11 protein-coding genes are annotated in these 13,629 nt (G+C 66.1%); 9 read left to right on the forward strand and 2 right to left on the reverse strand.

Features of this window, described 5'->3' with window-relative positions:
- Nucleotides 1-82: 82 nt before the first annotated feature.
- From FG94_RS03940 to clpB, 6 genes are all read left to right on the forward strand, one after another.
- On the forward strand, nucleotides 83-676 hold the full coding sequence (locus tag FG94_RS03940) for a hypothetical protein (RefSeq protein ID WP_051996128.1): 594 nt from the start codon (nucleotides 83-85) through the stop codon (nucleotides 674-676).
- A 64-nt stretch (nucleotides 677-740) separates the two neighbouring features.
- Entirely contained in the window at nucleotides 741-3,374 is a 2,634-nt protein-coding gene (locus FG94_RS03945) for a DUF349 domain-containing protein (protein WP_036207364.1), read from the forward strand.
- Entirely contained in the window at nucleotides 3,371-3,865 is a 495-nt protein-coding gene (gene moaE, locus FG94_RS03950) for a molybdopterin synthase catalytic subunit MoaE (RefSeq protein WP_229445847.1), read from the forward strand. The genes FG94_RS03945 and moaE overlap by 4 nt, the downstream gene beginning before the upstream one ends.
- Nucleotides 3,862-4,236, forward strand: a complete 375-nt coding sequence (gene crcB / locus FG94_RS03955; protein WP_036207370.1) for a fluoride efflux transporter CrcB — start codon at nucleotides 3,862-3,864, stop codon at nucleotides 4,234-4,236. Before moaE ends, crcB begins: the two co-directional genes overlap by 4 nt.
- A gap of 95 nt (nucleotides 4,237-4,331) precedes the next feature.
- Nucleotides 4,332-4,754 carry an inner membrane protein YiaA gene (gene yiaA, locus FG94_RS03960; RefSeq protein WP_036207372.1) on the forward strand — a complete coding sequence of 141 codons (423 nt, stop codon included), beginning with the start codon at nucleotides 4,332-4,334 and terminating at the stop codon, nucleotides 4,752-4,754.
- Between the two features lie 104 nt (nucleotides 4,755-4,858).
- The gene (clpB, locus tag FG94_RS03965; protein ID WP_036207375.1) at nucleotides 4,859-7,465 is read left to right on the forward strand and encodes an ATP-dependent chaperone ClpB; all 2,607 of its coding nucleotides are present in this window, start codon (nucleotides 4,859-4,861) and stop codon (nucleotides 7,463-7,465) included.
- A 72-nt stretch (nucleotides 7,466-7,537) separates the two neighbouring features.
- On the opposite strand, the gene FG94_RS28060 is transcribed toward clpB, so the two are convergent.
- A complete protein-coding gene (locus FG94_RS28060; RefSeq protein WP_036207378.1) occupies nucleotides 7,538-8,113 on the reverse strand; it encodes a PEPxxWA-CTERM sorting domain-containing protein in 576 nt (191 codons plus the stop codon).
- Nucleotides 8,114-8,272: 159 nt separating this feature from the next.
- The gene (locus FG94_RS27090) at nucleotides 8,273-9,142 is read right to left on the reverse strand and encodes a PEP-CTERM sorting domain-containing protein (protein ID WP_152570834.1); all 870 of its coding nucleotides are present in this window, start codon (nucleotides 9,140-9,142) and stop codon (nucleotides 8,273-8,275) included.
- A gap of 378 nt (nucleotides 9,143-9,520) precedes the next feature.
- Between FG94_RS27090 and aceA the strand changes: the two genes are divergently transcribed.
- The 3 genes from aceA (at nucleotide 9,521) to FG94_RS03990 (ending at nucleotide 13,616) form a co-directional block, all read left to right on the forward strand.
- Entirely contained in the window at nucleotides 9,521-10,819 is a 1,299-nt protein-coding gene (gene aceA, locus FG94_RS03980) for an isocitrate lyase (protein WP_027863723.1), read from the forward strand.
- A gap of 157 nt (nucleotides 10,820-10,976) precedes the next feature.
- Nucleotides 10,977-12,230 (forward strand): 23S rRNA (adenine(2030)-N(6))-methyltransferase RlmJ, encoded by a 1,254-nt coding sequence (locus FG94_RS03985; protein ID WP_051996130.1) that lies wholly within the window; start codon nucleotides 10,977-10,979, stop codon nucleotides 12,228-12,230.
- 120 nt (nucleotides 12,231-12,350) lie between these two features.
- Nucleotides 12,351-13,616, forward strand: coding sequence for an EAL and HDOD domain-containing protein (locus tag FG94_RS03990; RefSeq protein ID WP_036207385.1), 1,266 nt, complete (start codon nucleotides 12,351-12,353; stop codon nucleotides 13,614-13,616).
- The last annotated feature ends 13 nt before the right edge of the window (nucleotides 13,617-13,629 follow it).

The raw sequence follows: 13,629 nt of genomic DNA on the forward strand, positions 1-13,629 counted from the left end.
CCGACAAAAAAAGCTTCCCCAGCCAAGACTCGCGGCCCGCGCCAGGCCTCGCCTTGGCGAAGCTATCCTGAGAGGAGACAAGATGCTGACGTCCACCTACACGCTGGTTACCCTGTCCATCGAGCAAGCCAGCGCGCGCATCGGCCTGCAGTCCCTGCTGGAACGTTGGCAACCGGGCGCCTGGCAGCATGCCATGCCGACGCCGCGCGAGGTCAAGCTGGCCTGCGATGCCTTGCGGGTCGCCTTCGACAACTGCTACTGGCGCAAGCTCGACAAGTTCGTGGTCCCGGCCCTGCGCCGCGCCCGCGCGGCTGACGACGCAGTTGCCGGACTCCTGGCGGAACTCGATGCCCTGACCCTAGCCGCTATCGAGGCGCGCGCCGACGCCCATGCGGCGGCAGCCGTGCATGACGCAGGCTTCGGCGCCGCGCTGGAACGCTGCTGCAACCTGCTACTCGAGCGCCTGGAGCGCGAGGAGCGCGAGCTGTTCCCGCTGGCGCGCGTCCATGTGCCGAGCGAAGTCTGGTTTGCGATCGCCAACCAGATGCTGGCCCAGGATGCCTGGCAGAATGAGAATCCTGGCTATGGCCCCGGGCAGGTCGCGGCCGGCGCCATGGTCAGGAATCCGGTCAAGCAAGGCGCGGTGTCGTTCCTGCCGCACTATGCCGCGCACTGAAGCGCGCGGCAAGCGCCACCATGGTTCTTTGCTATGATGGGGGTTTTGGAAGTGCGATTTCATCATGTTCGAATTCCTTTTCAAGCGGCAGGGTGGCGACAAGCCGGCCGGCGCTTCCGGTGAGAAACCGGGCAGCGTGCCGGCGACGACGAGCCCGTCCGCGCCGTCTGGCGGGCCGAAGGGCGCGGATGCCGGGGCGCCGACCCCGCGCGAGCAGCAGGCCGAACAGCTCAAGCACCTGAACGGCGACGAGGAAACCGCCGTCGCCTTCATCCTTTCCTCCGAATTCTCCGAACTGCGCCTTACCGCCGCCGAGCTGGTCCACAGCCGGCCGCAGCTCGAACGCGTGCATGCGGCGATGCGCAATACCGATCGCCGCGTCGCCAAGCTGATGCAGTCGCGCCTGGATGCGATCCGCCACCATGACGCCGAACTGCGCCGCGGCCAGGAAGCCCTGGCGCATGCCAGGGCGCTGCTCGGCGACGAGCTGCTGACCCCGAACCACGTTGCCGAGCTCGACCGCAAATGGGCGGTCATCACCGCGCCGGAACTGGCGCCGGAGTTCGATGCCGTCCGCGCCGAGCTCGGCAAGCGCCTGGAAGACCAGGTGCAGTTGCAACGCGCCATGATCGACCGCCTGGCCGCGCTGCGCCAGCTCGAGCCGGGCGTCCTCGAGGCCGCCGCCTTTGCCGAACGCCTCGACGCCTTGTCGCGCGAGCAGGCCGCCGCACTGGTCGCGCCGGGCCACGCCTCGCTGCCGCGGGCGCTGGTGGCGGAAGTCGCCACCGAGCAGGCGCGCCTGGCCGCCAGCCTGGCCACCATCGAACAGGACCGCGCCGCGCTGGCCGCGCGCGAGGCTGCGCTCGCGCAATGGCAGGCCCAGCCGGTGGCGGAGCTGAAGGCCGAACTCCTCCGCAAGGAATGGCAGCGCCTGCCGGCATTGCCCGCCAACGGATCGGGCGCACAACTGCAGGGGCGCTTCGACGAGCTGCTGGCCAGCCTGCCGCAAGAGGCGCCCAAGCCGAAGCAGGAGCCGGCCAGGCCGGCCGCGGCCGCGCCCGCCGCGCCGAGAGCCCCCAAGGCCCAGAACAAGGGCGCCGACCAGCACTTCCTGGACCGGCTCGACGCGATGGAAGCGGCGCTGCAGCAGGGTTCCCTCGGCACCGCCGCCGAACTCGACAAGTCGCTCAAGGAAAGCAAGGACAAGGGCATGCGCCTCACGCCAGCCCAGCTCGAGCGCCTGAACCACGTGCGCGCCGAGCTCAAGCGCCTGTCCGACTGGGCGCGCTGGGGCGGCAACGTCTCGCGCGAAGAACTCATCAAGCAGGTCGAGGTCCTGTCCACCCAGAACCTGGCCATGGGGGAATTGGCCAAGAAGGTCGGCAGCATGCGCGAACGCTGGAAGGCGCTCGACAGCCTGTCGGGGCCCGCGCCGCGCTCGCTGTGGGAGCGCTTCGATGCCGCCTGCACGGCGGCCTATGCGCCGGCCGCCGCCCACTTCCGCCACCTGGCCGACGAGCGCCACGCCAACGCCGCGCGCGGCCAGGCCCTGGTCGAGGAAGCCCAGGCCGAGATCGCGCGCCTGGAGTCGGGCGAGGCCGACTGGAAACACGTGTCCGGCACCGTGCAGCGCCTGCGCACCGCCTGGAGCCACCTGGGCGCGATCGACCGCAAGGACAAGAAGCGCCTCGACGCGCTGTTCTCCGACGCGCTGAGCACGCTCCAGCGTCCGCTGGAAGAACAGCGCAAGGGCGAGATGAGCGTGCGCGAGCAGCTGATCGAAGAAGCGCTGGCCCTCGACCCGCACGACCGTCACGCCGTCGACGCGCTGCGCGAACTGCAGGCGCGCTGGCAGGAGCATGCGCGCGCGCTGCCGCTCGAGCGCAAGGCCGAGCAGGCGCTGTGGCAACGCTTCCGCGCCGCCTGCGACGCGCTGTTCGCCAAGCGCAAGGAGCACGCCCATGCGGCGGACGCCGAACGGCGCGCCCATGAAACCGCCAAGGAGGCGCTGTGCGCGCGTCTCGAAGCCGCCGCGCCGGATGCGACTCCCGCCACCGCCGGCAAGCTGCTGCGCGAGGCGGCGGCCGAGTGGGCGGCGATCGGGCCGGTGCCGCGCGCCCACGAGGCCCGCATCGAGAAGCGCTACCACGCCGCGCTGGCGGCGGTGCAGCACCATGCCGACGTGGCGCGCCGCGCCGCCGGTCTGGCACTGGCCGGCGCCGTGCGCGACAAGCTACGCCTGATCCAGGCGCTGGAAAACGCCATCGTCAATCCCGACGCCCACACCAATCCTTCCGACTGGCGCGGGCGCTGGGACGCGCTGCTGCCGCTCGAAGGCGGCTACGAACCGGTGCTGCATGCGCGCTTCGAGGCCGCCCTTGGCGCGCTCGAAGGCGACCGCAGCGGCCACGCGCGCCAGCTGGAAGCCAATCGCGAACGCCTGCTGCACGAATTGCTGCGCCTGGAAATCTCGGCCGGCATCGACAGCGGCGCCGAATTCGCGCGCGAGCGTCTCAAGCTGCAGGTCGAGGTGCTGCAAAGCTCGCTCAAGTCCGGTCACAAGTCGGGCCACGGCGCGGGGCAGGGCGCCGCTGCCAAGGGCTTGCACGAGCTGCTGGCGCTGCCGGCGCTGCTTGACGCCCGCACCGAACTGCGCATCGAGCAATTGCTGACGCGCTACGCGAAGGACGGCCGATGAATGTGCCAATGCGCGTGCCGGCATCGGCCCAGGTGACCGACATCCGCGTGCAGGAAGCGGACTTCGACCTGTCGCGTGAACTCGCTGCCCTGCGCGCGGGCGACGGCCGCGTGGGCGCCGTCGTCAGTTTCGTTGGCACCGTGCGCGACCTGAATGAAGGTTCCGCCGTGTCGGAGATGGAGCTGGAGCACTATCCAGGCATGACGGAAAAGGCGCTGGAAGAGATCGTGGCCCAGGCCAGGGCGCGCTGGCCGCTGTTCGGCGTGCAAGTCATCCACCGCGTCGGTCCCTTGAAACCGCTCGACCAGATCGTGCTGGTGGCCTGCAGCTCGGCGCACCGCGGCGAGGCCTTCGCCGCCTGCGAGTTCATCATGGACTACCTGAAGACCGACGCGCCGTTCTGGAAGAAGGAGCAGACGCCGGAAGGAGCGCGCTGGGTCGACGCGCGCGCCAGCGACGATTCCGCCAAGCGCAAGTGGGCTGAAGCTTGAGCTGGCTGGCGGTCGGCGCCGGGGCGGCGATCGGCGCCTGGCTGCGCTGGGGGCTGGGCCTCTGGCTGGGCAGCCTGCACGCCTACGTGCAGGTGGGGACGCTGGCCGCCAACCTGGTCGGCGGCTACCTGGTCGGGCTGGCGCTGGGCTTCTTCAGCGCCTATCCCGGCCTGTCGCCCGAGTGGCGCCTGTTCGCCATCACCGGTTTTCTCGGCGGCCTGACCACCTTCTCCAGTTTTTCCGGCGAATCGGTGCTGCTGCTCCAGCGCGGCGAATACGGCTGGGCGCTGGCCCATACCCTCCTGCACCTACTCGGCTCGATCCTGTTCTGCGTGGCCGGCTTCGCCACATGGCGCGTCCTGCGCGGCTAGCGGTATTACGGGCTGCTACCCCCTGCATAGATCAATCGTGCTGCTCGAGGAGCGTGATAAGTTTGCGGCTAGTTCATTAACTTGAGGAAACAGCCATGCAAACCGTCCAGCGTCCTACCGCCGCCTTCGTCGGTGCTTCCTGGGGTGCACTCCTGATCGGCGGCAGCGCTTACCTGATCGGCCTGTGGAATGCCCAGATGCAGCTGAACGAGAAGGGTTATTACCTGACCTTGCTGCTGTTCGGCCTGTTTGCAGCGGTATCGCTGCAAAAGACGGTCCGTGACCGCAGCGAGGGCTTGCCGGTGACCGGCATCTACGCCGGCCTGTGCTGGGTGTCGCTGATCTCGGCCATCCTGCTGCTCACGGTCGGCTTGTGGAACGCCACCCTGGCGCCGAGCGAGAAGGGTTTCTACGCCATGTCCTTCGTGCTGAGCCTGTTTGCCGTGGTCGCCGTCCAGAAGAACGTGCGCGACCTCGGCGGCGCGCGCCCTGGCGAGCCCAAGGCCGCCATGGAATGAGGACGCGGCTTGCCGTGCAAGGAGAGCTGTGTTGCACATCTTGAAAAGCAGACAGACATCCCAATTTTGCTCCTCAGTGAAGAACACCACTAGGGAGCAATACCATGCGGCAAGACAAACTGACGACCAAGCTCCAGGAAGCACTGGCGGATGCCCAGAGCCTGGCGGTCGGCAACGATAACCAGTACATCGATCCGGTCCACCTGCTCGTCGCCCTGCTGAACCAGGACGACGGCGGTGCCCGTTCACTGCTGCAGCGCGCCGGCGTCAACGTCGGCGGCCTCGCCAACGCGCTCAAGTCGGCACTCGAACGCCTGCCCCAGGTCTCGGGCACCGGCGGCGACGTGCAGGTCTCGCGCGAGCTGGTGGCGCTGCTGAACCTGGCCGATCGCGAAGCGCAGAAGCGCGGCGACCAGTTCCTCGCCTCCGAGATGGTCCTGCTGGCGCTGACCGAAGACAAGTCGGAGGCCGGCCGCCTGGCGCGCGAGCACGGCCTGGCGCGCAAGGCGCTCGAATCCGCCATCTCCGCCGTGCGCGGCGGCGAATCGGTGAATTCCCAGGATGCCGAAGGCCAGCGTGAAGCGCTGAAAAAATACACCCTCGACCTGACCGAACGTGCCCGGATGGGCAAGCTGGACCCGGTGATCGGCCGCGACGACGAAATCCGCCGCGCGATCCAGGTGCTGCAGCGCCGTTCCAAGAACAACCCGGTCCTGATCGGCGAACCGGGCGTGGGCAAGACCGCCATCGTCGAAGGCCTGGCGCAGCGCATCGTCAACGGCGAAGTGCCCGATTCGCTCAAGGGCAAGCGCGTGCTCTCGCTCGACATGGCGGCCCTGCTGGCCGGCGCCAAGTACCGCGGCGAGTTCGAGGAACGCTTGAAGAGCGTGCTCAAGGAGCTGGCCCAGGACGAAGGCCAGACCATCGTCTTCATCGACGAGATCCACACCATGGTCGGCGCCGGCAAGGCCGAGGGCGCGATGGACGCCGGCAACATGCTGAAACCCGCGCTGGCGCGCGGCGAACTGCACTGCGTCGGCGCTACCACCTTGGACGAGTACCGCAAGTACGTCGAGAAGGACGCCGCGCTGGAGCGCCGCTTCCAGAAGATCATGGTCGACGAGCCGAGCGTGGAGGCGACCATCGCCATCCTGCGCGGCCTGCAGGAAAAATACGAGCTGCACCACAAGGTCGAGATCACCGACCCGGCCATCATCGCCGCGGCCGAGCTCTCGCACCGCTACATCAGCGACCGCTTCCTGCCGGACAAGGCGATCGACCTGATCGACGAGGCGGCGGCCAAGATCAAGATCGAGATCGACTCCAAGCCGGAAGTCATGGACAAGCTCGAGCGCCGGCTGATCCAGCTGAAGATCGAGCGTGAAGCCGTGCGCAAGGAAACCGACGAAGCGTCGATGCGCCGCCTCGAGCTGATCGGCGAAGAGATCGCGCGCCTGGAACGCGAGTACAACGACTACGAAGAAATCCTCAAGTCCGAGAAGGCGGCGGTGCAGGGCACCACCCACATCAAGGAAGAGATCGAGCGCCTGCGCCACCAGATGGAGGAAGCCAAGCGCCAGAGCAACTGGCAGCGCGTCTCGGAGCTGCAGTACGGCCGCCTGCCGGAACTGGAAGCCCAGCTGAAGAAAGCCGAAGAGGCCGCCGAAGGCGCGGACGGCGAGGCAACGAAGCCGAAACTGCTGCGCACCCAGGTCGGCGCCGAGGAAATCGCCGAAGTGGTGGCGCGTGCCACCGGCATCCCGGTGTCGCGCATGATGCAGGGCGAGCGCGAAAAACTGCTGCACATCGAGGATGAGCTGCACAAGCGCGTGGTCGGCCAGGACGAGGCGATCGAAGCGGTGTCGGATGCGATCCGCCGCTCGCGCGCCGGCCTGTCCGACCCGAACCGCCCCTATGGTTCCTTCATGTTCCTGGGCCCGACCGGCGTCGGCAAGACCGAGCTGTGCAAGGCGCTGGCCGCCTTCCTGTTCGACACCGAGGAATCCCTGATCCGCATCGACATGAGCGAGTTCATGGAGAAGCATTCGGTGGCCAGGTTGATCGGCGCGCCGCCGGGCTACGTGGGCTACGAGGAGGGCGGCTACCTCACCGAAGCGGTGCGCCGCAAGCCCTACAGCGTGATCCTGCTCGATGAAATCGAGAAGGCGCATCCGGACGTGTTCAACGTGCTGCTGCAGGCGCTGGACGACGGCCGCATGACCGACGGCCAGGGCCGCACCGTGGACTTCAAGAACACCGTGATCGTGATGACTTCGAACCTGGGTTCGCACAAGATCCAGTCGATGGACACCGACGAGCCGGGCGTGGTGAAGCTGGCCGTGATGGCCGAGGTGCGCGGCCACTTCCGCCCCGAGTTCATCAACCGCATCGACGAGATCGTGGTGTTCCATGCGCTCGACGAGAAGAACATCGGCGCGATCGCCAAGATCCAGCTGCAAGGCCTGGAAGAACGCCTGGCCAAGATGGAGATGACGCTCGACATCGACGACGAAGCCTTGCAGAAGATCGCGGAAGCCGGCTTCGACCCGATCTACGGCGCCCGTCCGCTCAAGCGCGCGATCCAGCAGCAGATCGAGAATCCGCTGTCGAAGGCGATCCTGTCGGGCCGCTTCGGGCCGAAGGATACGATCCCGGTGCGGGTACGTGGGGGGAACCTCGTGTTCGGCGAGCAGGTGGAGCTGGCCAAGTAAGCATCGGCCTGCCCTACACAGGAAAAACGGCGCGTCCCGCAAGGCACGCGCCGTTTTTTCATGCTCAAAAAATCAGGCCTGTTTGCGCTTCCTGCGCGCCATCCAGCCCACCAGGCCCAGTCCGCCCAGCATCATCGCGTAGGTCTGCGGCTCCGGGACCGGCGCGATGCTCTGCGACAGCAGGCTGCCCACCTTGCGTTCGCCCTCGCCGAAGAAATTCACCTTCAGGTGCGGCGCTTCCAGGTCGGGCGCGCCGCCGCTGAAGCTGAACTGGAACACCATGTTGTCCGCCAGGGCCACGCGCTCGCCGGAGAAGCACAGGCTGCGTCCCGCATGGGCGCCGCCGGCGCAGCCGTTCGCGTTCAGTTCGTTGGACGACAGGGTCCAGTCGGTCGCCAGGCCGGGGGCCGACACCAGGGTCACGTCGGAGAAGCTGCCCAGGTCCTTGAGCTGGAGGGCGCCGATGGAGCTGGCCTCGAGCCAGTCTCCGCTGCGATTGGCGGCATCGATTTCCAGGGTCAAGAGATTACCGCTCCAGGTCGAGGTGAAGGTCACGCCCTGGTAGGTGAGGGAGCCGGCCTGGGCCGCGGCGGCGACGCCGGCGGCCAGTGCAAGGGCAGCCGATGCTTTGCAAAATAAGGTCTTCAATTCAATCTCCTAAGTGACATTGAACGACCGGGCCTTCGCGTCGGCGAACGGCCCGGACTCGCGTACGGATGAGCACGCGAGTCCAGACTAGTCCGCTCGTATTGACCTTTATGTTAGGCGATTAACCAATGGCTGAGTTAGCGCCGCGGCGCTGGAATGTCAGGCCGTACGGCGGCGACGGCGCGCCAGGACCATCACGGCCAGGCCGGCGCCGACGATGGCCAGGGATTGCGGTTCAGGCACCTCGCTGGACCCGCCGTCGGCAGGCTCGACGATGGGGGTGTTGCCGGTGTCGGCGTTGCCGCCGCCTGGAACGACGATGGGGGACGCCGGGAACAGCGCCGGATCCAGGGGAGCCGGCTGCGTCGCGACCGGCAGGTTGCCGCCGGTCTCGGCCGCGCCGCCACCTCCCTGCGTGCCGCCGGCCGGCGCGGGATCAGGCGTTTGCACCGGTGCTGGTTCGGCAACGGGAGCGGGCGCCGGAGCAGGAGCCGGAGCCGGAGCCGGAGCCGGAGCCGGAGCCGGGACGGGCGCCGGCTTGGTCTCCGCCTGCCATGGGAAATCCATCGACAGCAGGCTGCCGACCTTGGCGCCGCCGGCGTTCACGAAGTGCACCTTCAGGTGCGGCGCGGCGAGGTCCGGGCTGCCTTCGAAGGTGAAGGTGAACACCATGTTGTCGGCCAGGTCGACGGCGTCGCCGCTGAAGCACAGGCGGGCGGCGCCACCCTTGCCTTTGCCGGCGCAGCCGGAAGCGTTCAGTTCCGCCCTCGACAGCGCCCAGTTGGCGCCGGTCGAGCTGCTCATCTTCACGCCCGAGAAACTCCCGACCGTCTTGATCGCCAGGGCATCGATGGCGCTCGCGGCGGCCCAGCCGCCGCTGCGTTTGGCGGCGTCGATTTCGAGCCTCAGGACATTCCCAGTGAAAGTCGACGTGAACACGACGCCGTCTTGTGTGATGACACCCGCCGACGCATTGGTTGCGGCAACAATGAAGAGGCTGCTAACTGCGAGACGGAGGAGGGTGCGCATAATCACTTTCGATAATTTGTTGAGTTTTTTGACGAATCTGATGATTGCATCATGTCATTACAAATTCGTCTAGTCAACAATTATTTGAGGAAATTGATGATTGAATGCATTTGCGCAACAGCCTTCCGAAGACTTTGTTTTACATGGTGAAATGCACATTCCGCCTGACGAAATTTGCAGCAAAGCCAGCGCCTTCCTTCATTCCCATTCTGAGAAATTTTATATCACATCATGAAACGCAACTTGTAAGTCATTGAAATAAAGCGATAAAAAAATCTTTTGATGTCTTATATAAGAGTTGTTGTGCTGCGCACAAACTGATCTATGATTTACCCAACGGATTCCTTCGCAACTTAGTCCTCAATCAGGAGAATCAGCATGGCAACTCGTGAACAACAGATCAGTGAACTCCAGCAAGACTGGGAAACCAACCCGCGCTGGAAAGGTGTGACGCGCAACTACACGGCCGAGGATGTGGTCCGCCTGCGCGGCTCGATCCAGATCGAGCACACCCTCGCCAAGCGCGGCGCCGAGAAGCTGTGGGACCTGGTCAACAACGAACCCTACGTGAATGCCCTGGGCGCCCTGACCGGCAACCAGGCCATGCAACAGGTGAAGGCGGGCCTGAAGGCGATCTACCTGTCGGGATGGCAGGTGGCAGGCGACGCCAACGTTGCCGGCGAAATGTATCCCGACCAATCACTGTACCCGGCCAATTCGGTGCCGCTGGTGGTGCGCCGCATTAACAATACGTTCCAGCGCGCCGACCAGATCCAGTGGTCCGAGGGCAAGGACGACATCGACTACTTCGCGCCGATCGTGGCCGATGCCGAAGCCGGCTTCGGCGGCGTGCTGAACGCCTTCGAGCTGATGAAGGCCATGATCGATGCCGGCGCCGCCGGCGTGCACTTCGAGGACCAGCTGGCGTCGGTCAAGAAATGCGGCCACATGGGCGGCAAGGTGCTGGTGCCGAGCCGCGAAGCGGTCGAGAAGCTCAACGCCGCGCGCCTGGCAGCCGACGTGATGGGCACGCCGACCCTGGTCATCGCCCGCACCGACGCCGAAGCGGCCGACCTGCTCACCTCGGACGTCGACCCGATCGACCAGCCCTTCTGCACCGGCGAACGCACCGTGGAAGGCTTCTACCGCGTCAAGCCGGGCATCGAGCAGGCCATCTCGCGCGGCCTGGCCTACGCGCCCTTCGCCGACCTGGTGTGGTGCGAGACCGGCAAGCCCGACCTGAACTTTGCCAAGCAGTTCGCCGAAGCCATCCATGCGAAATTCCCGGGCAAGATGCTGGCCTATAACTGCTCGCCTTCGTTCAACTGGAAGAAGAACCTGGACGACGCCACCATCGCCAAGTTCCAGAAAGAGCTGGGCGCAATGGGCTACAAGTTCCAGTTCATCACCCTGGCCGGCTTCCATGCCCTGAACTACAGCATGTTCAACCTGGCGCACGGCTATGCCCGCCGCGGCATGTCGGCCTTTGTCGAGCTGCAGGAAAACGAGTTCGCCGCCGCCGAAAAGGGCTTCACCGCCGTCAAGCACCAGCGCGAAGTCGGCACCGGTTACTTCGACGCCGTGACCCAGACCATCCAGCAGAACCAGAGCTCGACCACCGCGCTGCATGGCTCGACCGAGGACGAGCAGTTCTTCGACGAGAAGAAGGTCGCGTAAGCGCCGCCCGTCATACTTACCTCTGTGACTTTGCCGCAGCGCCCGCAAGGGCCTGCGGTTTTTTTCGTCGGCCCGAGAAATTGCTTTGTAGTGGATAATGGCGCCATTGCGCCGTCGTAGAACACGGCACCGACTTTTTTCTCAGGAATTCCAGCTTATGTTGAGCTACCGCCACGCCTTCCACGCGGGTAATCACGCCGATGTCCTCAAACACTTCGTCCAAGTGCAGCTGCACCTGTACATGAACCAGAAGGACGTCGCCTACACCTATATCGATACCCACTCCGGCGCCGGCGTGTATGCGCTCGACAGTTTCCAGGCCACCAAGACCGGCGAGTACGACACCGGCATCGGCCCCCTGTGGAACGCGACCAACGTCCCCGAGGCGCTCAAGCCCTACCTCGACCTGGTCAAGGGCATGAACCCGAGCGGCAAGATGCGCTACTACCCGGGTTCGCCCTACGTGGCCGACCAGATGTCGCGCCTCGATGACCGCCTGCGCCTGTTCGAGCTGCACCCGGCCGACGTCAAGATCCTGTACGAGAACGTGCGCAAGGCCGAGGCGCACCGCGCCGAGCAGGGCGAGCGCGCGCGCGGCAAGCGCGTCCTCATCGAGCACGGCGACGGCTTCCAGAGCCTCAAGAAGCTGTTGCCGCCGCCTTCGCGCCGTGCGCTGGTGCTGGTCGACCCGCCGTATGAAGTAAAGGACGACTACAAGAAGGTGCGCGACGCGCTGGAAGAAGCGCTGGGCCGTTTCCCGGCAGGCATGTACGCGGTCTGGTATCCGGTGCTGCAACGCATGGAATCGCGCCAGTTCCCTGACAAGCTCAAGCGCCTGCCGGCCAAGGAATGGCTCAATGTGACCCTCACCGTGTCGACGCCGGGGCCGGACGGCATCGGCCTGCACAGCAGCGGCATGTTCATCCTGAATCCGCCCTACACCCTGGAGGCGATGCTGCGCGAAACCATGCCTTATCTGGTGCAGGTGCTCGGCAAGGATGCCGGCGCGCGTTTCACCATTGAAACCGGCACCCAGCTGACCGGCGCCGCTTCCGCGCGCCTGGCCGGCGAAGGACCGCGCGCCCCGGTTGGCAATGCACGCCGCGCCAGCCCGCTGTCCGGCAAGGGCAGCCTGCGCCTGCCGGGACAAAGCATGGTGCGCGAGGGCGAAGAGGCGGCGCCGGCCGCGCCGAAGACGGGTGCGCGCCGCGTCTGGCACCCGGACGGCAGCGTCCAGGGCAAGGCGGGCGGGGCGGGCGGGGGAGGCAAGCGTCCGCCTGCCGCGGGCGGCGCCGCGGGTGCACGCTCGGCGGCGGCGCGCGCGGACGGTCCGCGCACCAACGGGCCACGCACAGCAGCTCCGCGGCCGGCTGGTCCACGCACCGGCGGCAAGGGCGGCGGCAAGCGCTGATCCGCAAGTTCGATATAAAAATGCTAATAGTTTCGGATTTGTAGTATAGTCTCCGAGGCAGGCGTTCGCGCCTGTCCGGCGCGTCTATCCGGGCCGAAACAGTTTCCAGGAGTTTTGTAGATGCATGCCGAAGCAACGGCAGCGGCATCCGTGCCGTCCAACGATTTTTTTCTCGCACGTCAGCCTATCCTCGGCCGTGACCAGCATCTCGTGGCATTCGAGCTGCTGTTCCGTGCCGCCGGCGAGGACGACGATGCGAAACTGACCGACAACGCTGCGGCGACGGCGGCGGTGATCTCGCACGCCTCGCAGCTGGGCATGGAGCAGGTGGTCGGCGAGCAGCTCGCCTTCGTCAACGTCGACGAGGTCGTCCTGATGAGCGACTTCGTACGCTTCCTGCCTCCGCATAAGGTTATCCTCGAAATCCTGGAAACCGTCAAGCCGACTCAGGCTTTGCTGGCGCGTGTCGCCGAGCTGAAGGAGCTCGGTTTCAAGTTCGCGGTCGACGACGTGGTCGAGCATTCGCCCGAGCTCGACCGCCTGGTTGGCCTGGTCGACGTCATCAAGGTCGACGTCAAGCTGGTGCCGCCGGAAGCGCTGAAGGGCCTGGTGTGCTCGCTCAAGTCCACCGGCAAGAAACTGTTGGCTGAAAAGGTCGAGACCATCGACGAATTCAAGCTGTGCATGGAGCTCGGTTTCGAATACTTCCAGGGCTATTACTTTGCCCGTCCCGTCATCTTGTCGGGCAAGAAGATCACGCCCTCGGAAATGACGATCCTGCGCCTGCTGGAGCTGCTGAGCTCGGATGCGGACGCCCAGGTGATCGAAACCGCGGTCAAGCGCGACGCCCTGATCAGCCTGAACCTGCTGCGCCTGGTGAACAGCCGCGCGGCGCCGGGGCCGCAGATCGAGTCGCTGTCGCAGGCGCTGCACCAGCTCGGACGGCGCCAGCTGCAGCGCTGGCTGCAGATCCTGCTGTACACGACCGCGGGCGGGGTCGAGCTGGCTTCGCCCTTGCTGCAGCTGGCCACGACGCGCGGCAAGCTGCTCGAGCTGATGACCCTGGCCCGCTACCCGAACGATGCGGCCAGGGCCGATCGCGCCTTCACGGTGGGGATCATGTCGCTGGCCGATGCGCTGTTCTCGATCCAGATGCGCGACATCCTCGACAACGTCGAGGTGGCAGACGACGTGCGCATGGCGCTGCTCGACCGTGAAGGGGAGTTCGGGACCATGCTGCGCGTGGCCGAGCTGCTCGAGGCGGCGGAGGGCGGGTGCAAGCTGTATAACGCGCTGCGCAAACTCGGCCTGTCGGTGGCGCAGATTCGCGAGATCGAGCTGAAGGCTTTCGACTGGGTGCGCGAGCTGACCCACGAAGTGCACTGAGGGAATGGTGGCC

Origin of the sequence: Massilia sp. LC238 (assembly GCF_000735635.1) — a bacterium.
Classification (GTDB): Bacteria; Pseudomonadota; Gammaproteobacteria; order Burkholderiales; family Burkholderiaceae_D; genus Telluria; species Telluria varians.

Excerpts from the sequence above, each read along its gene's own strand:
- FG94_RS03940 (WP_051996128.1), top strand. The coding sequence starts at position 83 with ATGCTGACGTCCACCTACACGCTGGTTACCCTGTCCATCGAGCAAGCC.
- FG94_RS03945 (WP_036207364.1), top strand. The coding sequence starts at position 741 with ATGTTCGAATTCCTTTTCAAGCGGCAGGGTGGCGACAAGCCGGCCGGC.
- moaE (WP_229445847.1), top strand. The coding sequence starts at position 3,371 with ATGAATGTGCCAATGCGCGTGCCGGCATCGGCCCAGGTGACCGACATC.
- yiaA (WP_036207372.1), top strand. The coding sequence starts at position 4,332 with ATGCAAACCGTCCAGCGTCCTACCGCCGCCTTCGTCGGTGCTTCCTGG.
- clpB (WP_036207375.1), top strand. The coding sequence starts at position 4,859 with ATGCGGCAAGACAAACTGACGACCAAGCTCCAGGAAGCACTGGCGGAT.
- FG94_RS27090 (WP_152570834.1), bottom strand. The coding sequence starts at position 9,142 with ATGCGCACCCTCCTCCGTCTCGCAGTTAGCAGCCTCTTCATTGTTGCC.
- aceA (WP_027863723.1), top strand. The coding sequence starts at position 9,521 with ATGGCAACTCGTGAACAACAGATCAGTGAACTCCAGCAAGACTGGGAA.
- FG94_RS03985 (WP_051996130.1), top strand. The coding sequence starts at position 10,977 with ATGTTGAGCTACCGCCACGCCTTCCACGCGGGTAATCACGCCGATGTC.
- FG94_RS03990 (WP_036207385.1), top strand. The coding sequence starts at position 12,351 with ATGCATGCCGAAGCAACGGCAGCGGCATCCGTGCCGTCCAACGATTTT.